23 protein-coding genes are annotated in these 25,877 nt (G+C 61.6%); 8 read left to right on the top strand and 15 right to left on the bottom strand.

Annotation, left to right across the window (positions count from 1 at the left end; all coding sequences use genetic code 11):
• Nucleotides 1-23: 23 nt before the first annotated feature.
• The 5 genes from Q1L59_RS06090 to Q1L59_RS06070 all read right to left on the bottom strand — a co-directional run bounded on the left by Q1L59_RS06090 (nucleotide 24) and on the right by Q1L59_RS06070 (nucleotide 4,368).
• Entirely contained in the window at nucleotides 24-896 is an 873-nt protein-coding gene (locus Q1L59_RS06090) for an SCO family protein (protein ID WP_300329493.1), read from the bottom strand.
• Between the two features lie 19 nt (nucleotides 897-915).
• Complete coding sequence (gene cyoE / locus Q1L59_RS06085; protein ID WP_300329492.1) at nucleotides 916-1,812, bottom strand: heme o synthase; 897 nt, start codon at nucleotides 1,810-1,812, stop codon at nucleotides 916-918.
• 125 nt (nucleotides 1,813-1,937) lie between these two features.
• Complete coding sequence (locus tag Q1L59_RS06080) at nucleotides 1,938-3,632, bottom strand: cbb3-type cytochrome c oxidase subunit I (RefSeq protein WP_300329489.1); 1,695 nt, start codon at nucleotides 3,630-3,632, stop codon at nucleotides 1,938-1,940.
• 16 nt (nucleotides 3,633-3,648) lie between these two features.
• A complete protein-coding gene (locus tag Q1L59_RS06075; protein ID WP_300329486.1) occupies nucleotides 3,649-4,188 on the bottom strand; it encodes a cytochrome C oxidase subunit II in 540 nt (179 codons plus the stop codon).
• A 30-nt stretch (nucleotides 4,189-4,218) separates the two neighbouring features.
• A complete protein-coding gene (locus tag Q1L59_RS06070) occupies nucleotides 4,219-4,368 on the bottom strand; it encodes a hypothetical protein (protein WP_300329483.1) in 150 nt (49 codons plus the stop codon).
• A 312-nt stretch (nucleotides 4,369-4,680) separates the two neighbouring features.
• Between Q1L59_RS06070 and Q1L59_RS06065 the strand changes: the two genes are divergently transcribed.
• Nucleotides 4,681-5,730, top strand: coding sequence for a COX15/CtaA family protein (locus tag Q1L59_RS06065; protein ID WP_300329480.1), 1,050 nt, complete (start codon nucleotides 4,681-4,683; stop codon nucleotides 5,728-5,730).
• A gap of 82 nt (nucleotides 5,731-5,812) precedes the next feature.
• Here the strand turns inward: Q1L59_RS06065 and Q1L59_RS06060 are convergent, their stop codons facing one another.
• The 4 genes from Q1L59_RS06060 to Q1L59_RS06045 form a co-directional block, all read right to left on the bottom strand.
• The gene (locus Q1L59_RS06060; RefSeq protein WP_300329477.1) at nucleotides 5,813-6,298 is read right to left on the bottom strand and encodes a copper chaperone PCu(A)C; all 486 of its coding nucleotides are present in this window, start codon (nucleotides 6,296-6,298) and stop codon (nucleotides 5,813-5,815) included.
• 75 nt (nucleotides 6,299-6,373) lie between these two features.
• Nucleotides 6,374-6,814 carry a DUF1318 domain-containing protein gene (locus Q1L59_RS06055; RefSeq protein WP_300329474.1) on the bottom strand — a complete coding sequence of 147 codons (441 nt, stop codon included), beginning with the start codon at nucleotides 6,812-6,814 and terminating at the stop codon, nucleotides 6,374-6,376.
• Between the two features lie 23 nt (nucleotides 6,815-6,837).
• The gene (locus Q1L59_RS06050) at nucleotides 6,838-7,419 is read right to left on the bottom strand and encodes an SCO family protein (RefSeq protein ID WP_300329471.1); all 582 of its coding nucleotides are present in this window, start codon (nucleotides 7,417-7,419) and stop codon (nucleotides 6,838-6,840) included.
• A 65-nt stretch (nucleotides 7,420-7,484) separates the two neighbouring features.
• Entirely contained in the window at nucleotides 7,485-8,474 is a 990-nt protein-coding gene (locus Q1L59_RS06045; RefSeq protein WP_300329468.1) for a DMT family transporter, read from the bottom strand.
• A gap of 265 nt (nucleotides 8,475-8,739) precedes the next feature.
• Between Q1L59_RS06045 and Q1L59_RS06040 the strand changes: the two genes are divergently transcribed.
• Nucleotides 8,740-10,368, top strand: a complete 1,629-nt coding sequence (locus Q1L59_RS06040; protein ID WP_300329465.1) for a PAS domain-containing methyl-accepting chemotaxis protein — start codon at nucleotides 8,740-8,742, stop codon at nucleotides 10,366-10,368.
• Nucleotides 10,369-10,427: 59 nt separating this feature from the next.
• On the opposite strand, the gene Q1L59_RS06035 is transcribed toward Q1L59_RS06040, so the two are convergent.
• From Q1L59_RS06035 to Q1L59_RS06025, 3 genes are all read right to left on the bottom strand, one after another.
• Entirely contained in the window at nucleotides 10,428-10,703 is a 276-nt protein-coding gene (locus tag Q1L59_RS06035) for a hypothetical protein (protein ID WP_300329462.1), read from the bottom strand.
• A gap of 1,089 nt (nucleotides 10,704-11,792) precedes the next feature.
• The gene (locus Q1L59_RS06030) at nucleotides 11,793-13,415 is read right to left on the bottom strand and encodes a methyl-accepting chemotaxis protein (protein WP_300329459.1); all 1,623 of its coding nucleotides are present in this window, start codon (nucleotides 13,413-13,415) and stop codon (nucleotides 11,793-11,795) included.
• Between the two features lie 31 nt (nucleotides 13,416-13,446).
• Complete coding sequence (locus tag Q1L59_RS06025; RefSeq protein ID WP_300329455.1) at nucleotides 13,447-14,211, bottom strand: substrate-binding domain-containing protein; 765 nt, start codon at nucleotides 14,209-14,211, stop codon at nucleotides 13,447-13,449.
• 260 nt (nucleotides 14,212-14,471) lie between these two features.
• Here Q1L59_RS06025 and Q1L59_RS06020 point away from each other — a divergent pair, with 260 nt between their 5' ends.
• The 3 genes from Q1L59_RS06020 (at nucleotide 14,472) to Q1L59_RS06010 (ending at nucleotide 17,427) form a co-directional block, all read left to right on the top strand.
• The gene (locus tag Q1L59_RS06020; protein WP_300329452.1) at nucleotides 14,472-15,314 is read left to right on the top strand and encodes a MoxR family ATPase; all 843 of its coding nucleotides are present in this window, start codon (nucleotides 14,472-14,474) and stop codon (nucleotides 15,312-15,314) included.
• 88 nt (nucleotides 15,315-15,402) lie between these two features.
• Complete coding sequence (locus Q1L59_RS06015; protein ID WP_300329449.1) at nucleotides 15,403-16,575, top strand: VWA domain-containing protein; 1,173 nt, start codon at nucleotides 15,403-15,405, stop codon at nucleotides 16,573-16,575.
• Nucleotides 16,576-16,599: 24 nt separating this feature from the next.
• Complete coding sequence (locus Q1L59_RS06010; RefSeq protein WP_300329447.1) at nucleotides 16,600-17,427, top strand: crotonase/enoyl-CoA hydratase family protein; 828 nt, start codon at nucleotides 16,600-16,602, stop codon at nucleotides 17,425-17,427.
• A gap of 20 nt (nucleotides 17,428-17,447) precedes the next feature.
• Here the strand turns inward: Q1L59_RS06010 and Q1L59_RS06005 are convergent, their stop codons facing one another.
• From Q1L59_RS06005 to Q1L59_RS05995, 3 genes are all read right to left on the bottom strand, one after another.
• Complete coding sequence (locus Q1L59_RS06005) at nucleotides 17,448-18,698, bottom strand: oligosaccharide flippase family protein (RefSeq protein WP_300329444.1); 1,251 nt, start codon at nucleotides 18,696-18,698, stop codon at nucleotides 17,448-17,450.
• A gap of 190 nt (nucleotides 18,699-18,888) precedes the next feature.
• Nucleotides 18,889-20,823, bottom strand: a complete 1,935-nt coding sequence (locus Q1L59_RS06000) for a hypothetical protein (protein ID WP_300329441.1) — start codon at nucleotides 20,821-20,823, stop codon at nucleotides 18,889-18,891.
• Nucleotides 20,824-20,930: 107 nt separating this feature from the next.
• A complete protein-coding gene (locus Q1L59_RS05995; RefSeq protein WP_300329438.1) occupies nucleotides 20,931-21,839 on the bottom strand; it encodes a class I SAM-dependent methyltransferase in 909 nt (302 codons plus the stop codon).
• Between the two features lie 962 nt (nucleotides 21,840-22,801).
• Here Q1L59_RS05995 and Q1L59_RS05990 point away from each other — a divergent pair.
• The 3 genes from Q1L59_RS05990 (at nucleotide 22,802) to Q1L59_RS05980 (ending at nucleotide 25,874) form a co-directional block, all read left to right on the top strand.
• Nucleotides 22,802-23,701, top strand: a complete 900-nt coding sequence (locus Q1L59_RS05990) for a glycosyltransferase family 2 protein (RefSeq protein ID WP_300329435.1) — start codon at nucleotides 22,802-22,804, stop codon at nucleotides 23,699-23,701.
• A gap of 92 nt (nucleotides 23,702-23,793) precedes the next feature.
• A complete protein-coding gene (locus Q1L59_RS05985) occupies nucleotides 23,794-25,383 on the top strand; it encodes a glycosyltransferase family 39 protein (RefSeq protein ID WP_300329432.1) in 1,590 nt (529 codons plus the stop codon).
• Between the two features lie 107 nt (nucleotides 25,384-25,490).
• On the top strand, nucleotides 25,491-25,874 hold the full coding sequence (locus tag Q1L59_RS05980) for a DUF6394 family protein (protein ID WP_300329429.1): 384 nt from the start codon (nucleotides 25,491-25,493) through the stop codon (nucleotides 25,872-25,874).
• The last annotated feature ends 3 nt before the right edge of the window (nucleotides 25,875-25,877 follow it).

Raw genomic sequence — 25,877 nt, 5'->3', positions numbered from 1 at the left:
AACTTCAGGTCGGCCTTGGCGGCTCACGGCTCGCTGCGCCGCCGGTTCTTCCAGAAGTGGACAGACAGGTAGAGCAGAAAGATGACAAAGGAAACGAAGCCGGCCGCCTGAAGATACAGCGCGTAGTTGGTCCGATAGCGACCGGTGACCGGATCGTAGATCGAGCAAATGATCCGGACGCGTTCAATGATTTCGTCCAGGGCGTTGCTCTCCTGCGGAAGCGGTGCCCCGGCGATCAGGCGCTTGAGCGGTTCGATCAGGTCTTCGGCGCCGAACTTCTCGCCATAGACCTGGCGTACGATCGTTCCCTGCGCGTCGACCATGGTGACCTGATTGAGGTGGTCGAAACCAGCCGCAGTGGCAACGAAGCTGAAGCCGAAATTACGCGTCAGGTCGCCGACAATGGCCGATGATGGACTGAGAAACTCCCAGTTCGGCAGATGGATGCCGTATTGCCGGGCGAAATCACGTAACGCGCCAGGCGAGTCGAACGGTTGGTTGAAACCGATGCTGATCACGTTGAAGCGGTCGGCGCCAACGACGCTGACCGTGTTCTGGATTGCTTTCTGCAGGTTGCGTGTGGTCGTCGGGCAGACCTGAAAACACGCCGTATAGATGAAGTTGACCAACAAGGGTTTGCCCCGGTAGCGCGTCAGTGCGACTGGCCGTTCCTGCCGATCAAGCAGCGTAAAGTTGCCAACCGACTGACCAATCGCCGCTTGCGAGAGGGCGAAAGCCGCTTTCTCGTCGAGCGTGGTCAGGGCCAAGCCGCCGGTGGCGCCTTGCGGGCGTGCGGTCAGCTTCACCTTTTCCGGGGGGGCCTCGCCCGCTGCTGCGGGCATCGCGCTCAGGACGGCGAGTGAGACAGCGAGCGCCCGGGCGTAGCTGGGGAACATTTTGATGGATCGCCTCGGCCTAGAAGGCAAGTTGCGCGTCGGCGATGGCGGCGAGCAGCACAAGCGTCAGTTGCAGCAAGGACGCATGGAAACAGCTCATCGCGCTCTGCCGGTCAGGCCTGCGCGTCAGTTGCCAGGCTTTCTGAATGAAGACCAGGCCGCCGAGCGCGGCACCGATCAGATAGATCACGCCCAGGCCGAAGGCGAGGGGCAGCATCGACGCGGCAACCAGACACAAGGTGCCGAGGAAGATGGCCTGGGCCGCTTTCTCGTCGCCAACGACGACGGGCAGCATCGGCACACCGGCGTTCGCATAGTCGGCACGGAAGGCGATGGCCAAGCTCCAGAAATGCGGTGGGGTCCAGAGAAAGAGGACGAGCGCCAAAGACAGCGGGACAGCGCCGAGCTGTGGGTCGCTGGCGCTGGCTCCGGCAAGTACGGCCCAACTTCCAGCAAGCCCGCCAAGGACGATGTTCATCCACGTGCGTCGCTTCAACCAAACGGTGTACACAACGGCATAAAAAAAAGCGCCGAGAAACACGAAGAGTGCCGACCAAGCGTTCAGCGCCAGCCACGCGGCGGCGACCGACAGGATCAGCAAGGCGACGATGATCAGCAACCAGACTGGGCCGTGCTGAATCTCGCCGGTGGCAAACGGGCGTTTGCTGGTGCGCGACATCAGGCGGTCGCTGGCGTATTCGTAGTACTGGTTGAAAGCGCCTGCGCTGGCTGAGGAAACGAGGACCGAAAGGGTCAGGACAAGCAACTGCAGCGGGCCCAGTCCGGGGCCGGGGCTGACCGCCAGACCGGTAAGCGCGGTCAGCGTGATGACGACGCCGATGCGCAGTTTGAAAACGCCGAGGATTGCACGTAGGGGGAAGCCGGATGTGCCGGTCGACGTGGGGATGGAGGGCATGGGCTGTACGGGCAAAGCGATCAAGTGAGCAGGATTGATGCCTGTTTTCCGACCTGTCGCCATCCGGTCGGCGTGCGCCCGGATGGCGACAGGTCCCTGCGCCGCAGCGCAGGAACCTTGTCTGGTCAGCTAAGCAGCCAGACTTCCGAGAGGTACTTCCAGTTCACGAAATAATACAGGACGAAGGAAACGAACAACAGCAGCGCGAGGACGACGGTGCCGGGAACCGCGACATGCTCGCTCCCGTGCGCGGCGGCCGAGGCTGCCTGCGTATTCACTGGAATAGGCGTCGGGCGATCGGACACCTTGCCGCCGTCGAGCTTCTTGCCGAAGAGCAGCGAACCGACGACGAGCAGGATCCACAAGCCACCGCCGATCACGGCTATGACGCCGAAGATGCCGGTCAGACCCATCATCAGATAAGCCGCGCCCGGCCATTCGTACTGGAACGGAGCACCCGAGAAAGCCATGTCCCAATGCCGGCGGGAGACGCCGAGCGTTCCGGCACCCATCATCACCAGGCCGAGCACCGACATGCTGATGCCGAACAGGTAGGGCTGGATCTGGCAAAGTTTGGGCAGGATCATTTCGCGCCGGAAGAGCACCGGAACGAGAAGATAGGTGACCGCCATGAACGCCAGCGTCGTACCGGTGACGACCGTCGTGTGGAAGTGGCCGGGAACGTAGAAGGTGTTATGCATCAGCATGTTGATCTGCTCGGTGCCGAGGACGACACCGGAAATCCCACCCAGGAAGCCGAAGCTTACGAGCGAGATGAACATGCCCGAAAACACCGGATTGCCCCACGGCGCCTTGCGCAGCCATTCGAACAGACCGTTTGTGTAGCCCTTGCGGCGCTGCGCTGCCTCGATCGCACCGGGTACGGTGAAGCCGTGGATCATCGACGCCATGACGGCAAAATACATGAAGTACGATGTGTTGAGCACCTTCCATTCGGCGCTCATGCCCGGGTCGGAGAGCAGATGGTGCGCGCTGGCGAGCTGCAGGAAGAGGATGTAGAGCAGGAAGGCGAAACGCGACACCTTCTCCGAAAGCGGCTTGGCGCCAAAGACGACGGCAGCGATCAGGTACCAGACGGCGACGTGCGCGGAGACGTTGATCTGCTGCGACGAGTGGCCCAGGCCCCACCAGACCATACGGTACAACTGGGCGTCGATTTCCTTCAGGATGCCGAGCGACCAGAGCAGCGTGGGCAGCAGGATGCCGGCGCCGGCGAGGATGGTGAAGGTGGCAATGATCGCTGCGGTCAAGGCGCCGAAGGTGACCAGCGGCAGCGAGCCCTGGTAGGTCTTTTCGCGCTTGGCGACGACCAGCGTGCCGAAGAAGACGGCGACGCCGAGCAGCGCTCCGACGGCGACGAGAATGATCCCCAGGTAGAAGTGCCACGCTGCCTGCATCGGGACGTAGGAGGTGAACATGACACTTGATTCACCCTGGAAGACTGCGATGTTGGTCACGATGCCACCAATCGCCATCAACCAGAAGGCGAGCCAGGCCACCTTGGGCGCTGCCAGGCGGCACCTGAGCAGTGTCGACGAGGCAAAGTAGAGGACGGCCATCTCGAAGAAAAGAATCCACAGGATCAACATATCGATCCCATGCGCAGTCAGAATCAGATAGAACTGATCCGCCGGCAGCAGCTTGATCGCTGGCCAGCGCGTGAGAATCACGAGCAGGGCAGTAATCCCGCCGACCAGCAGCCAGAGGACGCCAGCGACGGCGTTCCAGCGCATCAGCTTCTCGGCCTGGTCCTCGAACTGAAGTCCGGAGACGGGACACGTACGGTAGGTGGTTGCCATCTAGTTCTTCTCCCCCTTATTTGACGTAGATACGGCCAAGCATCGAATGGTGGCCAATGCCGCAGTATTCGTTGCAGACGATGGCGTACGTACCTTCCTTGGTCGGCGTCATCTTGACGACATGTTCATAACCGGGGATGACCTGGATGTTGATGTTGACCGGCTGCAACGAGAAACCATGGTTGTAATCCATCGATGACAGATGGATTTTGTAGGTCTTGCCCTTTTCCAGTTCGAGAATCGGATACCATGCCCAGAGGCGGGCGATCAGATAGCCTTCGCCGTTCGCCGGCACCTTGACGACCGGGATCTGCTGCTCGGTCTCGGTGCGTATCGTGTTTTCAGCGATGAATTTCTCGGCTTTCGCGGCGAACATCTCGGGGGTCGTCTTGTACGCCTCGTTGGACAGGTTCTGTTTGCCGTAGATGTGCCAGTAAATCATCATCACGAACATCACCATGCCCCAGACGAAGGCGATCGCGATCCACGCCCATTCGACCTTGTCGATCGGTTGTTTCCACCAGAGCCGTTCGGACGGCGGCAGAATTGCACTCATTTTTGCTTCTCCCTGAAGTTGTCTGGACGCTTACCTGGCGAGAGGGGTGTTCATGATGTCGATGATGCCCCACAGGATGTAGAGCAGCCCCGGTGACGCCACGCCAAGGAAGAGCAGCAGGAAATGGTTGTCCAGAAGTCTCTGCATGAACGGTATGTCGTCATCGTTGTGGTCTGCCATGGGTAGGTCCTCCGTCGCTGAGTAGCGCGCTGCACGCGCCTGATGAATTTGCCGGTCGATCAAGTCGAATTTATTGGCCACTGCGGGCACAATCGACCGAAGGATACCCGCTGCCGGGAGCCGATTGATTTGATTCAGGTCAAGAATCGGGGAAGAGTGTCAGCGCACGCAAACCCAGGCGCCAGCAGCCTTTCCGGCTGCTCCCCGCGACCGCTTGCCGCAGGCTGGGGAGCGTGCGGCGGATCAGCCGGAAGGCATATAATCGCGTCTCGTAACGTTTCCCCACCTCCCCCTTTGAGCGTGACATTGACAATGGATAGAGCAGCGAGGCGCCCGATTGCCATCTGGTTGATGGTCTGCAGCGCCATGATCCTGGCCATTCTGGTCGTCGGCGGCGTCACCCGGTTGACCCATTCCGGTCTGTCGATCGTCGAGTGGCAGCCAATCGTCGGAGTGATACCGCCGCTCGATCAGGCGCAGTGGGAGGAGACGTTCGACAAGTACAGGAGAACGCCGGAGTTCGAGAAAGTGAATCACCAGATGACCTTGGAGGAATTCAAGGGAATCTTCTACTGGGAGTACTGGCACCGCGTCCTCGGCCGCTTGATCGGCCTTGTCTTCCTGCTTCCGTTTCTCTTCTTTTGGTTGCGTCGCAGGATCGAACCCGGGTTGGTTCCGAAGCTGGCCGGGATTTTCGTTCTCGGCGGGCTGCAGGGAGCGATGGGCTGGTACATGGTGCAAAGCGGCCTCGTAGACGACCCGCGAGTCAGCCACTACCGCCTGACCGCGCACCTGTCGTTGGCGTTCCTGCTTTTCTTCGCGATGTTCTGGCTGGCGCTCGGCCTCTTTGCCCGGCGGGCTGACCAGGCGCCCAGCGCAACGCTGCGGGGATTGCAGCGTTTCGGCTTCTGGCTGACGATCCTGGTTGCCTTCATGGTCGTTACCGGGGGCTTCGTGGCCGGAATCCGCGCCGGCAAGGCGTATAACACCTTCCCCCTGATGCAGGGGCACTTCATGCCTCCGGAGAGTTTCCTGCTCGACCCGTGGTACCTCAACTTCTTCAACAACATGGCGCTGGTCCAGTTCAATCACCGGCTGGGCGCATGGCTGCTGGCGTTCCTCGTCCCGTGGTTTTGCTGGAAGCTCAGGTCAGCTTCGGTTTCCCGGGCGGCGGGCGTGGCCGCGGCGCTTCTCTTGCTCGCTGTTGCTGTGCAGATCGGGCTCGGTATCGCGACCCTGTTGCTCAGTGTTCCGGTGGCGCTCGGCGCTGCGCATCAGGGTTGGGCGATGGTGGTCTTCGGACTCTTGCTCTGGGTCAATCACGAACTCCGGGTCGACCGAGCAGCCGGGTACGCCGCCTGACCCGAGAACGACTGGGGTGCTGCGAGGGCGCTGCCTGCCGGCGCGCGTGCGCATCGCCAGCAGCGCTTGCTGGTGAGACTTCTTAGTGAGACTTGTGTTCGCCCGCCGTGCCCGCCGCCAAGTCGCGCACTTCGGCCTTGATTTCAAGGCTTTCCGTGGTGTTTCCCGGGCGTTCGAGATGCAGCGTGAGGGGAATCGAGTCGCCTTTGCGCAGGGGCTGGCGGAGCTTGATGAGCATTACATGATAGCCACTTGGCCCGAGTTCAAGCGTTTTTCCGGCAGCCAGCGGCAACCGCGTGAGGGCGCGCATTTTCATGACGCCGCCATCCATCCTCATTTCATGAATTTCGGTCACTGCCGCCACCGGGCTGCTGGCACCGACAATCGCCGTATCGGTCTGGCTGGTAATGCGCATGAACGCTCCGGTCGCCTGCTGACCAGGCACAGTTCCGCGAACCCAGGCGTCCTTGACTTCCACGCTCGCCGCTTGGGCTGCGCTGGCCGCGAGGCCGACCAGGATGGCTGTGGCCAGTCGGATTGATCTTGTTTTCAAGCCCTGCTCCTTCATGTTCGACGAAATGCGCATGATAGACGCAAACTCTACTACGCTCGTGCGACACGCCGTCGCAGTTTGGCGGCGCGCTTACGGCTTGCGCGACCAGTTGCCCTGCGCGTCCTCAACCCACCAGCCCGAGCGGAACTGCTCGTGCCAGCGGCGGATTTGCGCTTGGCGCGCTGCCGGCTCGGTGGACTGCCCGCCGTGCGCTTCGGCGAGCGCATAGATCAGCGAGTTGCGATCGGGGTTTTCGTTGTCGATCAGCTTTTCAGCGATTTGCCGTTGCGCCAGATTGAGGCGACTGGCATCGCGCAGTTTGATCATTCCATCGTGGCCAAGGCCGATCACGCCGGCGTCGTAGAAGCGGACGAGCCTGGACGTGCGCTGTGCGAGGCTGTGCTTGACGACGATCACCGGCGGTGTGCCGATGTCGAGATTGATCGCTTCGCTTCCCGGCGCAGCCCGCGCCGGCCACGAAAACAAGGAGAGCAAGGCGAGCAGGAGCAAGTGTAGAGGGCGAATTTGCATGGAGATGACTCCGGGGTGAGTGTTTACTTGCCGGCAAGCAGCAGTTTGAGGTCGGCAACGACGTTGTCGATCGTTTCACCGTGGCGGATCAGCAGGCGCAAGCGGCCCTGCCGGTCGAAGGCGTAACTGCCGGTCGAGTGGTCGATGCTGTAGCTGCCCGGTAGCGTGCCCGGATGTTTGGCGTAGAACACCTTGAAGTCCCTGGCGGTGGCTGCGGTTGTCGTGTCGTTACCGTACAGGCCGATGAAACCCGGATGGAAGGCGCTGACGTATTCGGCGAGCAGTGCCGGCGTATCACGTGCCGGATCAAGCGTGGCGAAGACGACCTGCACCTGGTCGGCCTCCTTGCCGAGTTGCAGTAGTACCTCGCGCAAGGCGCTCAGCGTTGTCGGGCAAACATCAGGACACTGTGTATAGCCAAAAAAGAGAACGACGACCTTGCCTTTGAAATCACTGAGCCGGCGTGCCTGACCGAGATGGTCGGTGAGCGCAAAGTCCTTCCCCCAGTCGACACCGGTGATATCGGTGGACTTGAAGGCGGGTGCGTCGCTGCAGCTGGAAAGCAGCAGGCTGAGGCAAAACAACAACACAGTGCGCAGTGTCATGGTGCGGCTCGTCGGTAGGCTCGGTGCATTCTCGGGTTGGTCGCCGGGAGCTGCCTTGATCTACGCTAATCCTTGACCGCAGCGGGTCGCGCGGGCATCGCGTGGCCTGCTCGCGGAGGACTGGACGCCGGCATTACGGCAGACGATGTGCTTGCTGCTGGCCTGGCTCTCTTGGCCGAGACGATGGCCAGGACTTCGTTTGCCAGCAAGGCGCCAAGGACGAGTGCACCGCCGATCAGCGTGCTCGCCGATGGCCGCTCGCCAGCTCCGATCCACGCCCAAGTGACGCCGAAAACGACTTCAAGCAGATTGAGCAGCGAGATCTCGGCGGCCGCCAGAACCCTCGACAGACGAACGACCAGCAGGCACGGAATGGCGAGCTGGAAGACACCAAGGATCGCCAGCAGCAGCAGATCGTGTGACGATGCCGACGACGGCAAGGCGAGCGGCAAAGTACCGACCGATGACAGAACTGCGCCGATCAGGACCGCGGGCAGCATGTCTTGTGGCGCGCTGTCGCCGGTCCTCGCGCCACGCTGGGCAACGAACTGAAGCATCGTGAAGTTCAGCGCGCCCGCCAGCGGGACAGCCAGTGCGACGATGGTTCCGGTCCAGGACATCGCGCTGCTCGCTTCTTGGCCAAACATCCAGCCTATGCCCAGACCGCCGACCGCGATGGCGACCCAGGTGCGCAGTGCCAGGCGGTGGCCGAGAAAGGCGCGCGCGAAGAGCGCGGTGAGCAGCGGACCGACGGCCATCGTGACCAGGACGTTGGCCACGGTGGTCAAGGTGAGGGCGAGCATGAACGCGGTAAACATGACCGCCCAGCAAAATCCCGAGAACCAGACTGGCCAGGGCGAATGCCGGACGCTCTGCCACAGCCCTGGTCCGCGCAGGAGACGCAGGCCGATCGCCAGGGCGGCGGCATTGAAAGCACTGCGCCAGAAGGTCACTTCAAAACTCCCGGTGCCGTCCAGATGCCGGGTGACGACGCCAGCGATGCTCCAGAGGAAGGTGACGAGCACCATCAGCGCGACGGCACGGCTATGTGACATTCGGCGAAGGTCCGTTGCGCATGCGGTGGGGGCTCAGGAAAAAGCGCTATTGTGCGCTGGATTGGGGAGGAAATGAAAGGGACGCCGGATCTCAGGTGCCGGCAAGTACAGTTCGCGGCCTCGGCCGGCGAATGCTTTGGCTGCGGCCAGGCAGCACCTCGGCCGGGCAAGATTTAATGTCAAATAGACTGTTTCACTGTCGCATCCGCGCCTTTATTTGGCTATGATTATTTCTGTCCAATTCTGTGAAACCCGGAACAAATCCATGCGTAAGAACCTGCCGGTGACTGACCTCGAGACGATTCTCCCCGACAACGAATTCATCTATTCCCGCACCGACCTCAAAGGCGTGATTGTCGAGGCGAACGAGGCCTTCGCCAGGGTAAGCGGCTTTCGGCCGGACGAGATGATCGGTCAGCCACACAATATAGTGCGCCATCCCGACATGCCGGAGGATGCTTTCGCCGACCTCTGGCGCGACCTCAAGGCGGGCAGTCCGTGGCGCGGAATCGTCAAGAACCGACGCAAGGATGGCGGCTACTATTGGGTCGTCGCCAACGTCGCACCGGTACGCGAGCACGGCAGGGTGGTTGGCTACCAATCGGTTCGCAGTCGCCCGAGCCGGGAAGAAATTGCCCAGGCGGACGCTGCGTATCGGCGAATGCGCGAGGGAGGCAGCGCGCTCGGCGTCGAACATGGTCGGGTAGTCACGCGGCGTGCGCGACGGCTCGCCGGTCTTTTCTCGTTGCGCGTGCAACTGACCGCCATTGCCCTGGCCGAACTTGCCGCAACGGCGCTCTACTTCTTTGCCAGTCAGCCGGGGGAACGAGCGCTGGTGGCCGATATCCTGGCCGGACTCCTGGCTTTGTACGGGCTGTTCTTCCTGTTCTACTACCAGCCTCGGTTGCACCACAACCTGGCTGAGTTCGCCGCCTGGCTTGACCGTATCCTGACCACCGGCAATCTCAGGCAGCGATGTGAATCGACACGCATGGACCTGCTTGGGTCGGTTATTCATCAGACCGACAAGTTTGTCTGTTCGGTTCAGGCGACGGTTCAGGGAATGGCCGACCTGGCCGCGCACGTGCGCGCGGCGACGAGCGAAGTAAGCCAGAGTGTCGATCAGGTACACGGGGCTGCGCGCAAGCAGAGCGAGGCGACGACGGCCGCTGCGGCGGCGGTCGAAGAGGTGACAGCGTCGATCGGCGAGGTCGCTGAACATGCACGTTCGACGCGCGACGTGGCGCACCAGACGAGTGAGGTGTCGCACGAGGGCGCAGCGCGTTCGGAAGAGGCTTGCGCGGCGATCACTTCTCTTTCGGAAACCGTGAAGGTGTCAGCCGGGCAGGTCGAAACGCTCGGTCAGCGTTCTGCTCAGATCAGCCAGATTGCTGCGGTGATCAAGGAGATTGCCGATCAGACCAACCTGCTTGCCCTGAACGCGGCGATTGAAGCCGCTCGCGCCGGTGAGCAGGGCCGCGGATTCGCGGTGGTTGCCGACGAGGTGCGCAAGTTGGCCGAACGTACCGGCAAGGCGACGCAGGAGATCAGCAGCATGATTACGATCATTCAGAACGAAACACAGCTTGCGGTCGACAGCATGCGCGCGGGCGCCTCGCAGGTGGGCGAAGGCGTCAACCTGGTTCACTCGGCGCAGGCGATCCTGCAGCGGATTCAGGACGAGATGGTCGATACGATGCGGCGCGTCGACGAGATCTCGCACGCTTCGTCCGAACAGCAGGCGGCGATGAATCAGTTGGCGCGGAACGTCGAACAGGTGGCGATGATGACCGAACAGAACGTCTCGGTCGTCTCGCAAAGTGGTCTTCTGGTGCAGAAGCTGAGTGCGATCGTCGACCGGATGGAAAAGGCGGTGAACCAGTTCGCGGTTTGAACAATCGGTGCCGACTTGGCGGGCGTTGCCGGGTGGTTGCTTGCCCCTCGAGTAGACGATCAGCCGAAGGGGACGATCAACTTGTCCCAACCTGAGCCATGTGCATTGCCCTGTTCTCCCTCGTGGCTGAGTGCCGCCGCAATGCGTTGTTCCAGGTCGGACAAGGAGGCACCGAGTCCTTTGAACTTCCTGCGGTCAGGCCCACTACGGCGCTCGTTGCCGCTGCGCCGGTCGGTTTCCCGGCGCCGATCAGCGCCAGCCCGGCGGTCGCCCAGGTCCGGTGACGGAGCTTTCGCAGCCTGGCTCAACTGCAGCAACTCGTCCTTGTCGGTCATCGGTTTCTCCTTGCCTGTCTGCGCACAGGCGGTTTGTTGCGTCACGCCAGTAGGGCAGTCGGTGCGCTCAACCCGACCGGTGGCGACGGTCGTCAGCGCCGCGCAGGGGGTGCCGACGTTGAAACAGGCCGAGCTTTCTCCGCCAGGCTTGCGACAATGTGCATGGCCGGCCTCCCTGCGGCGAGTATCGGCGAATGCACCGTGGCGGGTGGTGGCGTTGCAAGCGCTCGGCCAAGCGCCGCAGCGGCCGAAAAACGAGCCCATTGAGCCGCCGATTCCACCAGCGGACCAAAGATTCGAGACAGTTGACCAAGCGCAGCGCCCAGCGGACAACAACCATCATCGAGGCCCTTCTTAGCAAATACCGGAGTCGACCAGGGGAAGGCACCGGCGTCCCTGGTGTTTGCGGACCGACGCCGCCGAGAAGAACCTGCACGCAGTATCACGCGTTGTCCCCGGCATGCCTCGTGTGCGCAACTCGGTCGGTCAAGAAACAGGATCACTTCAGCCTTGGTTCAATCGCTGTCGACCAGCGCGATCCGCTGCGGCGGCACGCGCGTGGCGCTTGCTGCCGACCGACCCGCCGCCAGCAGGCATCGGATATCATAGGAAGTGTGGCGGTGGCGCTTAAGAACTGTGAACGTGCTTTTACAAGTCGGCTGCCAGCGAATGGTGCCTGACTGCGTGTAAGCACGTTTGGACGCAAGGACGCAAGGACGCAAGGACGCAAGGTCGCCGGGATCGGCCGAAAAAAAATCCCGGCGGGTTGATCAGACCACTGCCGGGACAAGGGGAGGATTCACTAACCAGGGACTACACCTTGCGAGACGACTTCGGGCAACAGGCAGGTCGCTGTCGTTGCCGGTTGGGGCTAAACCCGTTGTCGACAACTTTGTTCAGAAACCATGCCGGAAAACATCGCCTTCACTTCATGAATCGGCGGCCCAGAGAAAAAGTTTAGGGCTGCAGCAGAAAATTTTTCTCCGGGAAAAGGGGCGGCGCATACCCGCGAACGCGGAAGAAAGCGCTGACCGGGGCGCTGCGTAAGGGATCGCGCAGGCACCCCCCCGGCGGATGATTCGCACGTGCTCAGATCCTGAACTGTCCGGCTGCCGTACGCATTGTGCTGGCGAGATCTTCCAGCGATCTGGCTGATCTTGCGGTTTGCTCGGCCGCCCGACTATTCTCTTCGCAGGTGTTGACCATCGTCTCGACGTGTGTGCCGATACCGTGGCTGGCTTCGGTTTGCCGGGCCAGGGCAGAGGAAATCTCGGTCACTACGCCGATCACGCGGTCAGCACCGCCCTTGATCTCGTTGATCGCGCTACCCGCCTGTTGGGCTAGACCGACACTGGTGTCGACGCTGATGACGGTCTCGTTCATCGCTCCGACGGCGAGACGGGCGCTGCCCTGGATGGCGCTGATCATTTGCGTGATCTCTTCGGTAGCCTTGGTCGTCCGTTCAGCCAACTTGCGCACCTCATCCGCGACCACGGCGAAGCCGCGCCCCTGCTCACCTGCGCGTGCGGCCTCGATCGCGGCGTTGAGCGCCAGGAGGTTGGTCTGCTCGGCAACCTCCCTGATCACTTGCACAACGCTTGAAATGCGATCCGAGTGTTTCCCTAGCTCGGTAATGGTATCGGCGGCACTACGCACAGTCTGGGCCATCTTGCTCATCGTCACCGCAGCATCGTGAATGATCTGCCCGCCCTGGCTGGAGATCTGGCCCGACTGGCGCGAGATCTCGTTCGCCTCGCGTCCTTGTTCGGAGATTCGGCTGATGCTCGAGATCACTTCCTCAACCGCCACGGCGATCGCTCCGGCGGCCTCGGCCTGTCTCGCCGAGATCCCGGCAAACTGCTGCGAAGATTGGGTCAGTGCATGCGAGGCACTGGACAACTCGCCAACGTTGTCGAGAATGACGTGCAGTGCGCTCTGCATCGTCTGCATGAGGGCGTTGAACGAGGCGGCGGTTGAGCCGACTTCGTCTGCGCCATCGACCGGAACGCGCCGCGTAAAATCGGATTGCTGCTCGATCTCGCCGATAAGCATCTGCATTTGGCGCAGTGGCCGGGTGATCGAGCCGATGATGAACCAGGCGGCGACCGTGCTCAGCACCAGCCCGGCAGACAACAGGCTGACGACGATAATGGTCGTCGTGCGGCCGGCCGCAGCGTGCTGTTCGAATTCCTGACTCGCTTGCGCCTGCTCAAGCTTCATCAGCTTCGACAAGGACTGTCGCGTCGCGGAAAAGGAGCGTGCGCTGTCGCCTTTGAGCATCGTCATCGCCGCCTCATAGTCGCCTTTCCGTGCCAGCTCAATGGTTGTCTTGCTGTCAGCCAGGTACCTGGTCCAGGCCGCCAGGAACTCATCGGATAGCGCTTTTTCTTCGGCTCCTGCCGCCGCCAGGACCAGTTTCCAGGCCCTCTCAACCTGTTCGCTGGCCTTCTCAGCTTCCTTGAACGGCGCTTCGGCCGCGCTGGAACTTTCGGCGTTCATGCCAACGACGACCTGATGGTGTCGCTGATAGAGCCCGTCGAGTGTCTCGGCGAGATTGATCAGCGTGAGCGTGTTGCTCTCATAGACCGTCTGCAGCCCCTGTGTCGTTCCGGAAATGCCACGTAGACCGATAAAGCCGGTCAGCCCGGAAATGGCCAATACGATGGCGACGAGCAGTGCAAGTCGGGAACGGATGTTGATCTTTCCAAGCATGGTGGGCCTCTGATCGGTTTTGACCGCGCGCCTATTTCTTCCGGTAGAAGTCCACGACCTTCTTCGCAACGCCGGTCGGTTGTCCGATGGTGACCAGACCCATCGGGCGAAGCATCAGCGGCGCCTTGACGACCTTGCTGTCGCCGGGCGAAGCTTGCATGAAGACGTCCGCAGCGGCGCCAAAGCCGCCCGGGTTGCGCGACACCCAGGTGATCACTTCCTTCGGCGAGCGCACTTCGGTGGCGCCTTGCACATACTCAGCGCCATCCATCATCGCCTTCTTGAAGAACTGACCCGGGGCCAGCGACGGCTCGGTAACCACCACCTTGATCGGCAGATCGGGGCCACCAACCTCGCTCCAGTTGGCGATCTTGCCGGTTGCAATTCCCTTGAGTTGCGCCTTGCTGAGCGAGGCGACAGGGTTGCTCTTGTGGACGATGACGACGAGCTCGTCCGAACCGATTTCAGTGAACACGAGATTGGCGGGTACCTTGATTTCGCGTCCCTCCGCTTTCGCTGCCTTCTGCGCCGCGCCAACGGAATCGGCCAGCGTGTCGCCAACGGCAGCGACCGGCACCTTGCCGTCAATCAGGGCGAGGAGGCCGCGACCGGTGCCTACTCCGGAGAACTTGATGTCCACTCCGGTGGCGGCCTTCAACTCCGCTGCTTTCGGTTCGATGACTTCCTTTTGCGGCGTCGTCCCGCCGACCATTTCCAGAGTTTCCGCTTGGGCGACCGGGGCAGAGAACGACGCGGCGATGAGGGCGAGGGCAGCGATGGATAGAGTCGGGCGCATGACCAATCTCCTGAGGCGTTAGAGGTTGAAGGTGAGGGAAACCGAGGTGCATTGACCAATGACGGCAGATCCGAGACCCGACTTTAGTGGTCTGGCCAGTCTGTGGAAAAATCGGCGGCGCGCCGGGATGCCGGGCTGTGGCGCTGACCAGCGCGTGTCGTACGGCGGCTTGTCGGGCGATCCCCGCGCGCTCGCCAAACGGCTTTCACCAAGCGCGAGTTCTGACGGTAGAATGAAGCACTTGGCCAAGGAGCGAGAGCATGCGTTTCAGTGGAACAGAAACTTACGTGACGACGCGCGATCTGACGCTCGCGGTCAACGCGGCAATCACCTTGCAGCGACCGCTGTTGATCAAAGGTGAACCGGGAACCGGCAAGACGATGCTCGCCGAGGAAGTCGCTGCCGCTCTCGGCCTGCCGCTTTTTCAGTGGCATATCAAGTCGACGACCAAGGCGCAACAGGGACTGTACGAATATGACGCGGTTTCGCGCCTGCGTGACTCGCAGCTTGGCGACGCGAAGGTGGCCGACATCGCCAGTTATATCCTCAAAGGTGTGCTGTGGCAGGCCTTCGAGTGCGAAACGCCGGCAGTCGTGCTGATCGACGAAATCGACAAGGCCGACATCGAATTCCCCAACGATCTGCTGCGCGAACTCGATCGCATGGAGTTCTTCGTTTACGAGACACGTCAGAACGTGCGTGCGCGCCACCGGCCGGTCGTTTTCATCACCTCGAACAACGAAAAGGAACTGCCGGACGCCTTCCTGCGCCGCTGCTTCTTCCACTACATCAAGTTTCCGGACAGGGAAACGATGGCACGCATCGTCGAGGTGCATTTTCCCGGCCTGAAGCCGGCGCTGCTGCGTGAGGCACTCGAAGTGTTTTTCGAACTGCGTGAGATTCCCGGTCTGAAGAAGAAGCCGTCAACTTCCGAGCTTCTCGACTGGCTCAAACTGTTGCTGGCCGAAGACATTCCGCCCGAGGTCTTGCGCAGCAAGGATCAGAAGGCGGCGATTCCGCCCCTGCACGGTGCGCTGCTGAAGAACGAACAGGACGTCCATCTGTTTGAGCGCCTGATTTTCATGGCGCGACATAACCGCTGAACCGGGCGGGCGTGCGCAGGCCAGCGGCAGTGCACAGACGAGGACCTGGCAGGCGGTTTCCGGGGATGGCACGCGGCTGGAGCCGGCAATGCTGATCGACTTTTTCCTGCATCTCAAGAGCAGTCGCCTGCCGGTGTCGATCAACGAGTTCCTGGCCCTGCTGCGCGCGCTGCAGGAACACGTCATCGGTCCGAGCATCGACGATTTTTACATCCTGGCGCGGGCGCTGTTGGTCAAGGACGAAACCAACTTCGACAAATTCGATCGCGCGTTTGGTGAGTACTTCAAAGGTGTCGAAGCACTCCCCGGGATGGATGCCCTGATTCCGGAGGACTGGCTGCGCCAGGCGGCGAAGAAGCATCTGACCGACGCCGAAAGGGCCAAGCTCGAGAAACTGGGTTGGGACAAGCTGATGGAGACCTTCCGCCAACGCTTGGCCGAGCAGCGCGGGCGCCATGCCGGTGGCAGCAAGTGGATCGGTACCGGCGGTACGTCGCCCTTCGGGCACGGTGGAACCCATCCGGAAGGAATTCGTCTTGGCGGACGGAGCGAAAATCGCTCGGCGGTGAAGGTCTGGGAGAAGCGCGAGTATCGCAACCTTGACGACAGCGTCGAACTCGGTACGCGCAACATCAAGCTTGCCTTGCGCCGCTTGCGGCGCTTTGCGCGCGAAGGTGCGGCGGAAGAACTCGACCTGGAAGCGACCATCGCTGGAACTGCGCGCAACGCGGGCTGGCTCGACCTCAGATTGCGGCCGGAACGGCATAATGCAGTCAAGGTCTTGCTCCTGCTCGATATCGGTGGCTCCATGGACGATTACGTGCGCGTCTGTGAGGAACTCTTCTCCGCCTGTCGCAGTGAGTTCAAGCACCTCGAGCACTACTACTTCCATAACTGCGTCTATGATTATCTGTGGCGCGACAATCGCCGGCGGCACAGCGAACGTACGTCGACGGTCGAGGTGATGCACACCTACGGCAACGACTACAAGCTGATTCTGGTCGGCGACGCAGCGATGAGCCCGTACGAGCTCGTCCAGCCGAATGGCAGCCTGGAGTTCAACAACGCAGAACCGGGCGCCTTGTGGTTACGTCGGCTGACCGACGCCTGGCCACACGCGATCTGGCTCAACCCGGAGCCTGAGCATTCCTGGCAGTACCGGCAATCGACCTCGTTGATCCACAATCTGCTCGGCGGGCGAATGTTCCCGCTGACGCTGGACGGACTGGAGCGGGGAATGCGCTTGCTCAGCAAAGCCTGAACTCGACGATGTCAAGGAGAACAGATGTCCGCCGATCTTCCTGAACTGACGACGATTGCGCTCAGCCTGCAGGATGGCGTGGCCGAGGTTTGCCTCAATCGGCCCGAACGCTCGAACGCGATGAACGCGCCCATGTGGCAGGAGTTGCGCAGCGCGTTTGCCTGGGCAGACGCAACGCCGCGTGTGCGTGTCGCTATCCTGAGCGGTGCCGGAAGGAACTTTTGTGGCGGTATCGATCTGGCCCTGTTGAGCAGCGTTGGTGAGCTCGTTGCGCACGAGGACGCGGCACGCGGTCGCGAGGCATTGCGCCGACTGATCCTCGACCTGCAGGATTGCCTGTCGGCCATCGAGCGCTGTCGCAAGCCGGTCCTGGCGGCGATTCAGGGGGCCTGCATTGGTGGCGCAATCGATCTCGTGACCTGCTGCGATATGCGCTATGCGGCGGCCGACGCCAGCTTCTCGGTACGTGAGATTGATGTCGGGATGACCGCCGATGTCGGCACACTGCAGCGGCTGCCCAGACTCATTTCCGACGGGCTGGCGCGCGAACTGGCGTACACCGGCCGCGCGGTGGGCGCCCGGGAAGCCCGGCGCAGCGGCCTGGTGAATCGCGTTTACCCGAGCACGGACGCATTGCTTTCCGGCGTCCGCATGATCGCCCTGACGATTGCCGGCAAGTCGCCGCTGGCGATTCGCGGGACCAAGGAGATGCTCAACTATGGACGTGACCACTCGATTGCTGACGGCCTGAACTACGTGGCAACCTGGAATGCCGCCATGTTGCAGTCAGCCGACGTCGAGGAAACGATGCGCGCGAAGCACGAGCAGCGTCCGCCACGCTATCGTGATTGAAGCGACTTCGGTCGAGAATCCTAACGCGACCCTCGAAGCTCCAGGCCAAGCACCCGTCTGCAGGCAAACTGCAGGAGAAGCGGAAACACCAGGAAAGTCAGCGCGGTGGCGATGCCGGCGCCCGTCATGCCGGCGACCGGTACCGCGACGGCATTCAGGAGGATGTTGCATGCGAGCAGACTGAGCATCAGCAAGGAATGCATCCCCGGGCGACCAGCGAGCAGCAGCACATTCCAGAAAGGCGCAAAGCCAGCGCCGACGGTCACGCCCAATAAGAGGACAAGCAACACCCAGCGACCCTGATGCAAGCTTGGGTCGAGCTTCAGGAGGTCAATCGCAAAGGGCGTGGCGAGCGCCGCAGCGAGTCCTGCGGCGGCAGTGAGCAGCCAGCTCGCGCGGCTGGTGCTGCGCCAAAGCTGACCGAGCGCCGCGCCGTTGCGCTCGACGACTGCGCTGACCAGCCGATTATTGATGATTGTTCGCAGCAGAACGCCGATCTGAAAGGCGCCTTCGGCGATCAAGGCAGCGAAGCTGTAAATCCCGACCACCTGATCGTCGGCAAACACGCCAAGGATCAGGACGTCCACGCGAGTGTTCAGTTCGGTCATCGCGTTGCTGGGAAAAGCGCGTACCCCGAAACGCACCAGGCGCGTCGCCCACGGCTGGAGCCGGCCGTCAACCGGCGTCCAAAACGCGGCAGCAATGCGAGTTAACGCAAAGACGAGGACACCCAGCTCGCCGAAGACAAACATCGTCCCCAAACCCGTCTGCGATACGCCGCTCGAGGTGAGCAGGAGCCAGGCGGTCAGCAACCAGATGAGCGGACGGACGGCCTGCGCCAGCGACAGCCAGATCAGGTGGCCAAAAACGTTGAGCAGATTCAGCAACAGCTTGTTCACAGCAAACAAGCCGGTGGCCAAGGCTACCCATCTGACCCCACCCGCCAGCCCCGGGCTGTCGAGCAGTCGTTCAAACAGTGGTGCACCTAGCCAGACGCACGCTCCAGTCAGTGTCGCCGCGGGCAGCATGGCGAGTAAGGCCGCGAGGGCGGCTCGACGCCGCTCGTGAATGTCAGTCAGCGGCAGAAAGTGGAGGACGGCGAGATGAATCCCGACTGCAGCAAGCTGCGAGGCCACGATATAGACCGCAGCGAGTTGATTGAACTGCCCCACTGCGGAGGCGCCGGCTCCATTGGCCAGGATGACGGAAACGAGCAGCGTGGCGGCTGCCGAAATGGCCAATCCACCCAGGTTGACAACGGTCGCAAGCAAGTCCCCTTTGTTGCCGAAGCCGGTCATCTCGGCCTAACCCCGGCCGCGATCGCGAGTTCAGCGTGGTGGCCGCTCGCCAGGATTGCACGTGCCGGTACTTGTCGAGTCTGGTCCGCGGCTGGGCGCGCCGCGGCGGCAGCGCCATACGTCGTTGCAGTCCGCTGCCGTGCTGGGTCGAGCATCTTTCGCGTCAGCGTTGGTCAGCCGGCCCATAGCGTGTCGGCATCTTGTTTATCGTCTTCAGCGCTTCCAGCGCGTCAAGACCAATGGTATCAAAATACCATGCAATCGACTGATCGCGCGGCACATTGTCGACATATATCCGGCTCATCGCAGCCTCGCGCGAAATCAGGCCTTGGCGAATCTGATTGCTGCGGAACGTATCGTTCTCAGAGAATCCGGCAACGCGCAGATAGATGTAATTATAGAAGGCGGCGGTACCATCTCCGATCCGCCAGGTCGACTGTGTATCGGGGGAGGTCTCCCAGTCATATTGCCGCAACAGGACTTCCTCGACTTCCTGCTCATGCCAGGGCAGATAGTCATACATGGAGGTAAAGTCTTTTGGAATGAGGTAATACGAGAAATAGGCAAATGCCGAGTCAAGCAAGGATGAATTGAAGAACGCGAAATTCCGCAGGAACTCCTTCCCGTAGAATGCGCCCAGGCGCAGCTTGTTCACGAACTTCGGGTCATAGTGCCGTTCCTTGTGGTACGACTCATCGATCCCGCAAAATCCCACCTTGAAGTCTGTCCTCTCCAACGGATTCATGCTGAACAAGGTTCTCGCCAGGCCCATCTCTTGTTTGAGCATGTTGGCGTAGTAAAAGAATTGCTTGTCGCCGGCCATGAAGAGAGGAACCGTGCCCAAATGCGGTTTGCGCAGCCATGCCGCGACGTTCTTCCTGATGAACTCGCGCTTCTGTCGGATGTCGGCTGAAATCAGGATGTGTTCTATCCCCAGCGCGCCGCACATACGCGATATGTTCCGGCGCGCCAGGTCAGTCACCATTCCCCAGTCGTAGGTGAATGCGACCGGTTTCGCGCCCATCTCGCGTACGACCACGTGTAGGCCGTAGCAGCTATCGCGTCCTCCGCTGATCGGGAACAGCACATCGGGGGCTCCGTTTCCCCTCTTCGCGTCGGCCAGTTCGCGCTCCAACTGATCTCGCCCCTTGTACGGATAAGGCTTGTGGCCACGGCAGAAATTGCACACGCCGGAGGAGTCAAAGCGGATGAAGGGAAAGGTTTCCGGCAGCACACAGCGTGTGCACCGCTTGAGCGCACGGATCGCGTCCCAGTCGATGTTCAAGGTGCGTGCGATTTCTCCGCACCTGGACGTGTTGATCGACATTGGCGTTGGTCGAGCGGGACAGCTTACTACCGGGTGATCGACCAGCGCTCGCGCGGTTGGTCGGGGTACGCCGGTCGGCAGGGCAGCGTCTGTCCACTTGCCACGAAACGGCTCGTGGCCAGCGAGCCGCAACTCAACAATTTCTCCAGGGTTGACCTGATCGAGCGACTTCCACGTCGCCGAGAAGAAGGGGAGCAAAGCACTGCGAACAACTTCTTCGAGGATAGCCTTTTCGGAGGCAAAGGCGACCAGGTCGCCATCACCACTTTGCCAGATGAACATCGATCCATTCGCCGTAGATAGGACGATGCTGTCGTGTCGGGCCGACATCAGGGCGATTGAGTTCGCTCCATCGAGGTCTCCCATCGATTGCGCAGCGGCGTTCAACAGGTCGCCTGCCTCAAGTCGGCTCGCGACCAGAGCGAGAAAGGCTTCGGTATCCACCTCAAGGCGACGTTCGGTGTTGGGCAAGCTGGCCCAGATCCTGGCTTCGTTGACGATGATTCCATTGTGAACGGCCACCAGTCCGTCGCGCATGACCGGCTGGTTATTGCCAGCCACATGGTCTCCGCCGTTGGTCACCATTCTCGTGTGGCCGATCAAAGCAAACGGAACGTTGCTGCATAGCGCACCGGTGATGCCGTCAACGATGACCGCCGCCTCCGCCAGACCGAGGAAATCACGGCCACGCACGGGTGCTTTCACCACATCAATTCGATCGCCGACCAATAGCGCAGCACCTGAGGCTTCCTTGCCGCGCGATTCCGACAAGGAATAGAACGCCTGAATGAGCTTCCTAGCTCTATCTGGCGAGCAGGAGACTCCGCGTCGTGAGACCAGCCCGAAAATTCCGCACATAGGTTGCTATCGTCCTTGTTTTAACTGCTGCTCGAGCCAACTGTGGCAGGGGCGGTCGCCTTGCGTATGACGACATAGAGAATGTCCCCGGTCGGCACATAGATGGAAATCTTCTTCAGTGGCCACATCTGGAAGGGTCGCAGCAATGCGGTGGGAAACCATTTGGGTGCGATGCGGCCCATCTTGTAAGCGATGAAGGCCAGGTTTGCCCACTTGCCGCGACGGGAGTAGGAAACGACCTGGCAGTTTCCGGCGGCTCTCGCTGCCGCCTTGAACGCATCGAGCGAAAAGAAGCTCAAATGCTCGGGTGGCGTCATGAAAGGCCAATAGACGCCTAGCGCGCGCGCCATCATCGAGTCGGCGGCAGGTGTTGAGAGCAGGATGGCGCCTCCCGGTCTGACATGAGCAAGCAAATCCTGCAGCGCCTGGACCGGATCCCAGATGTGCTCGATGACATCCCAGAGACATATTGCGTCGAACTGCCGATCAGACCACACACTATCCTCAAGGCGCCCGGCCATCAGCCGGTCGGCCAACTCCGGGTTGCGTTCCTGTGCCAACTGGATAGCAAACTCGGAGTAATCGTTACCGTACATCTGAAACGAGTCTTTGGCGTAGGCTACGAAGTCGCCAGTTGAACATCCGGCATCAAGCACCTCGGCGTGCGCGTCCGCGCATTCGGACAGCATCTTCAGACGGCGGCTGTTCTCGCGCGAAAGAGCGACGGGATCGTCCTTGTATTTTGAACTGGTGAAGTAGCTCTGCGAATAGATGGCGTCCAGGGTCTCCGGTGATGGTTCTTCCGCCACCTGGAGAAAACCGCAAGCGCGGCAGCGCCACAACTCCTCGTTGCGCGCTGCGAACTGGAAAACAACCGACGATCCGCAAATGCGGCACTCGGCAGAGCGGTGAGTTTGACTGTCAGCCATCAGAAGTCCAGAACGGTTGCGCGAGAATCGTCGAGTGCGTCTGTTCCAGTGTGCCGACCGAATCCGGTCGCGGGGCTCGGGCAGCGGTGACCACGACCGCCACGCTGGAGATTGCCTCTTTCAAAGAGTCGCTTTCCTGGCGCACGAGGGCGTCGACCTGTGCTGCATTCCGCGCGGGCGGCAGAGGTAAGCGGCAGGACGCTCAGCCAGACTTGGTGCAGCAACGCGCGCGAATCTGCCGCGGCGCTGGCAGTCGCGCCTTCCGCACGATACGCCGGGGCGATCATTGGGAACTCTGAGTGCATCAATTAACCTCGGATGTGTCGACCAGACTAGAGCTTACAGGCAACGATCGGAAGTGTTGGGCTTGCGCGACTCGCGGAAGGCATCTGCCTGCTTGCGGCAGGGCCAGCCAAAGCAGACTAGCGAGGCGCTGTGGTCGGCTGGCAACAGGCAGCCGTTCTCGAGCAGGGCCCAAGTGTAACCCTTACAACCGTTGACCGCCAAGCATTCTAGCGGCTTCCCCGGCGGCCCAGCGAGAACTGTTTAACAGGTAGTACTCGCTTGCCGCTCACCGTCGCTGGGTAATGTGAGGAGCGATCAATCGTCGGCGGACGGTCGGGAAAGCCCGGCGAGCAGGGCGGCGGCGGCCAGCAATGACGGCACACGCGCTGCGCACGCCGGCGTCGGGTGGCTTGCAGCGCGGGCCAGCGTCCCGACCTGGACGGGTGCGCAGGGCCATGTGAAGAGGGCTGCAAGCCCGCTGCGGGTTGCGCCTGACCGGCGGCCGTCCCTGTCTGGATGACTTTTGACTGAGCGCCTAATATAATGCGACGCCAGCGTCATCGTCGCGAGCGATCACTGCATCCAGGTAAGGCGTGTCGGCCGTTTGCGTCGGCCAGCCAGCGGTCTGGCGATCCTGGGTCTGACGCGGACTTTGATCCCCCGGAGGCAAGGCGGCCATGCACTTGGAGTTTTCCGTTGTAATCCCGGCCTTTCGCGAGGAAGGTGCGATCGGCGATGTCGTGCGTGGCCTTGCCGAAGTGCTGCCCAGAACCAGTACGAGTTTCGAGATCCTCGTCATCGACGACGGGTCGGATGACCGCACCGCGGAGCGCGCGCGCGCGGCTGGCGCACGCGTCATCACTCATCCCTACAACAAGGGCTATGGTGCGTCGCTGAAGACCGGGATTCGTGCGGCGAAAGGCCATACCGTCGTCTTCATGGATGCCGACGGCCAGCATCGCTCGGAGGACTTGGCGCGGCTCCTGAGCAATCGGGAGCGCTACGACATGGTCGTTGGCCAGCGCAAGGGGACGGCCGGCTCGCCCCTGTGGCGCAAGCCGGGCAAGCGTGTTCTCACCTGGGTGGTCAATCGGCTTGCTGGCCGCCGCATCCCGGATTTCAACAGTGGTCTGCGGGCGATCGATCGTCGCCTGGCGCTGAGAATTCTGCCGCTGATGCCGGATGGTTTTTCATTCTCGACAACGAGCACGATCGCCTGCATCCGGGGTGGATTTACCGTCGGGTATGTGCCGATCGAGATCCAGCCGCGCGCCAGCGGGGTGAGTTCGGTGACCGTCAGCGACGGCTTCCGGACGCTTCTGCTGATCATTCGGCTGGTCACCATCTTTGCCCCGCTGCGCGTGTTTCTCCCGGTCAGCGGTGCCACGCTGGCGATCGGCCTGTTCTATATTGTGCACGCCTACTCAACCGTCGGCGAGGCAAGCCTGAAAGGCATCCTGATGATTCTCGCCGCACTGCACTTCTTCCTGTTCGGGATTCTCGTCGATCAGGTGAGTGCTTTGCGGCGCGGCGAGGCCATCTCCGATGTTGAGGAGATTGGTGGCGCGGATGGCTAGCGCACATCCAGTGGTCACGAGACCCGGTCATCCGGCTGTCTCGTTCTGGCGAGTTGCACAGACGATCCTCCCGTGGCGATAGCGGAAGCGACATGTTGACGGAAAAGAACCCCAGCTCACGGCTCTGGCGCGTAGTCCTTCTGCTCGTGCTCTGCGTCGCTGGCGCAGCAGGGCTGCAGACGGCAGCTTGGGTCGGTTTTATCGGCAGTGACGACATGGAGTACTACCTTGCCGGGCGCGCGCTGAGCCACTCGTTCTGGAACGTGCCTGATGGTTTTGGCGGCATGCGTACAGCGGTCTCGATGCCGATCGCGCTGTCGCTCAGGATCCTTGGCGATCACGAGTGGGCGCTGATCTTGCCCAGCTGTCTTTACGCGCTGGCGACGGTCACCGTCACTTTTCTCTCTTTGGCTCGCTTCGTTGCACTGCCAGCGGCCGTCATTCCGACGATGCTCTTTGCCTCGCTGCCGGTCATGGCGACTACCTCGACGATGGCAGCCGCGGATATCGCCGAGCTGTTCTGGGGCGTATGCGGATTCTGGCTCGCCGTCGAGTCCTTGCTGTGCGGCGACAGCCGGCGGCAGAGCGGCCTCATGCTGGGCAGTGGCGCGTGCATTGCGTTCGCTTTCGCGTCACGCGAAACGTCGGCGGCGATGATCATCTGGCTGGGAGCGGGCTTCCTGCTGGGTTACGGCCTGCCGCGGACCAAGTACCTGTGGTCCGCGGTAGGATTTCTCGGCGTCGTGCTTCTCGAATGTATGTACTTTGCGGCAAGCGCCGGGGATCCTTTCGCCCGCTTTCGGGCATTGCTCGCGACGCGCTCGCACGTCTCCCGGATGGCGGTTCCCCCCTTCACCTTCGACGATACCGGCAACCTGCGCGTCTACGATCTTATCGATCCCTTCATCATGTTGGTCAGCAAGCACGCGTTCGGCGCGTTTTACTGGCTGTTGCTCGCTTTGCTCGTGCTCGCCTGGTGTTGGCGCAAACGCGATAGCCAGTTGCCTGTGGCGCGAAGGCAGGCTGACCAGTTGATTGTACCGGCGCTTGCCCTCGGCCTGATCTGGGCCGTCTTTGCGGCGTTTGCCTTGGCCAGCATGCGGATACACGCACGCTACTACCTGGCTCCCACGTATTTCTTCCTGGTGGCCACCTCGTTCTGGCTGTATGGCCGTCTGGGCCTGCAACATTGGCGGCGGTTTTCTTTGGCGGCGATCACCATACTGGTGTTCACCAGTCTTCTGGGTACCTGGGTCGACAACCGAAACCCACGGTTTGCGGAGCGCGCGCTGGCCGATGCGGCCATGCGCTACCGCGAGACGATTCACACCGACAAGGCGACCGCCTATGTCGCCGCTGCCTTCTTGCACTGGCGGGGCGGACAGCCCGAGCAGATCGTCTCCACGCCACCGGCCGCCGGCGCCTTGAGTTTCCATGTCCGATCAGGTCTTGGCCGTCCGGCCGCGCTGCGCCGAGAGGGCGCTGATGATCAACGCAGCAATCAGGTGGTGCTGGAGCGCTTCTCGACGCCGCCGCTCCTGGGTGGTGGCCTGGGGGCAGCGATGAGCGGATCGTCGGTCGTTCCACGGGCAGTCAGCAGCAAGCTCACTTCCAGCCGAGGTTCGGCCGAACTGATTCGCGTTGGCCCGAGCGGTGATGGGGCGGCAACGGCGCCGAACTGACGCGTTGAACCGAGCGGGGGAAACTGGCGGGGGGCAGAGCGTGTGTGGCGCGACGATAGCCGCTTTGTCGGCTGGCCGGTCTGAGGAGCGAACTGGAGATTCTGCGCATGAACCTGGAGAAGGTGGTTTTCGGATTTTTCATCGTCTTGGCCGCAACCTTGAACTTCGGCTTTTTCATCGGCGAGATCGACAATCCGATGCATCACCACATTTACGAGCTGTTTGCGGCGATCGTCGTCAACCTTATCGCAACGATTCTGAAATTCGGTGACCGCACACAGATTGGCGCCGTCCATCTCTCGACGAGTCTGGTTGCCGACTTGCAACTCGTTGCCGCAGCCTGCGTCTGGGCAATCGCCGTGCACGTCAGCGGCGACGGGATGACCGCCGAGGTGACGACTAGCGTCGTCTCGCTGAGCGGCGGTGCGCTGTTTGCCAACGTCGTGTCGGTCATCCTGCTGATTGTCGAAACGGTGATGCTGCGCCGCTGAGTG

The organism is Accumulibacter sp., from assembly GCF_029255125.1.
Lineage (GTDB): Bacteria > Pseudomonadota > Gammaproteobacteria > Burkholderiales > Rhodocyclaceae > Accumulibacter.
Note: the sequence above shows the minus strand (reverse complement) of the source record. Positions and strands in the feature narration are given on the sequence as shown.

Coding starts and splice junctions, on each gene's coding strand:
- Q1L59_RS06090 (WP_300329493.1), bottom strand. CDS start 896: ATGTTCCCCAGCTACGCCCGGGCGCTCGCTGTCTCACTCGCCGTCCTG.
- cyoE (WP_300329492.1), bottom strand. CDS start 1,812: ATGCCCTCCATCCCCACGTCGACCGGCACATCCGGCTTCCCCCTACGT.
- Q1L59_RS06080 (WP_300329489.1), bottom strand. CDS start 3,632: ATGGCAACCACCTACCGTACGTGTCCCGTCTCCGGACTTCAGTTCGAG.
- Q1L59_RS06075 (WP_300329486.1), bottom strand. CDS start 4,188: ATGAGTGCAATTCTGCCGCCGTCCGAACGGCTCTGGTGGAAACAACCG.
- Q1L59_RS06070 (WP_300329483.1), bottom strand. CDS start 4,368: ATGGCAGACCACAACGATGACGACATACCGTTCATGCAGAGACTTCTG.
- Q1L59_RS06065 (WP_300329480.1), top strand. CDS start 4,681: ATGGATAGAGCAGCGAGGCGCCCGATTGCCATCTGGTTGATGGTCTGC.
- Q1L59_RS06060 (WP_300329477.1), bottom strand. CDS start 6,298: ATGAAGGAGCAGGGCTTGAAAACAAGATCAATCCGACTGGCCACAGCC.
- Q1L59_RS06055 (WP_300329474.1), bottom strand. CDS start 6,814: ATGCAAATTCGCCCTCTACACTTGCTCCTGCTCGCCTTGCTCTCCTTG.
- Q1L59_RS06050 (WP_300329471.1), bottom strand. CDS start 7,419: ATGACACTGCGCACTGTGTTGTTGTTTTGCCTCAGCCTGCTGCTTTCC.
- Q1L59_RS06045 (WP_300329468.1), bottom strand. CDS start 8,474: ATGTCACATAGCCGTGCCGTCGCGCTGATGGTGCTCGTCACCTTCCTC.
- Q1L59_RS06040 (WP_300329465.1), top strand. CDS start 8,740: ATGCGTAAGAACCTGCCGGTGACTGACCTCGAGACGATTCTCCCCGAC.
- Q1L59_RS06035 (WP_300329462.1), bottom strand. CDS start 10,703: ATGACCGACAAGGACGAGTTGCTGCAGTTGAGCCAGGCTGCGAAAGCT.
- Q1L59_RS06030 (WP_300329459.1), bottom strand. CDS start 13,415: ATGCTTGGAAAGATCAACATCCGTTCCCGACTTGCACTGCTCGTCGCC.
- Q1L59_RS06025 (WP_300329455.1), bottom strand. CDS start 14,211: ATGCGCCCGACTCTATCCATCGCTGCCCTCGCCCTCATCGCCGCGTCG.
- Q1L59_RS06020 (WP_300329452.1), top strand. CDS start 14,472: ATGCGTTTCAGTGGAACAGAAACTTACGTGACGACGCGCGATCTGACG.
- Q1L59_RS06015 (WP_300329449.1), top strand. CDS start 15,403: ATGCTGATCGACTTTTTCCTGCATCTCAAGAGCAGTCGCCTGCCGGTG.
- Q1L59_RS06010 (WP_300329447.1), top strand. CDS start 16,600: ATGTCCGCCGATCTTCCTGAACTGACGACGATTGCGCTCAGCCTGCAG.
- Q1L59_RS05995 (WP_300329438.1), bottom strand. CDS start 21,839: ATGGCTGACAGTCAAACTCACCGCTCTGCCGAGTGCCGCATTTGCGGA.
- Q1L59_RS05990 (WP_300329435.1), top strand. CDS start 22,802: ATGCACTTGGAGTTTTCCGTTGTAATCCCGGCCTTTCGCGAGGAAGGT.
- Q1L59_RS05985 (WP_300329432.1), top strand. CDS start 23,794: ATGTTGACGGAAAAGAACCCCAGCTCACGGCTCTGGCGCGTAGTCCTT.
- Q1L59_RS05980 (WP_300329429.1), top strand. CDS start 25,491: ATGAACCTGGAGAAGGTGGTTTTCGGATTTTTCATCGTCTTGGCCGCA.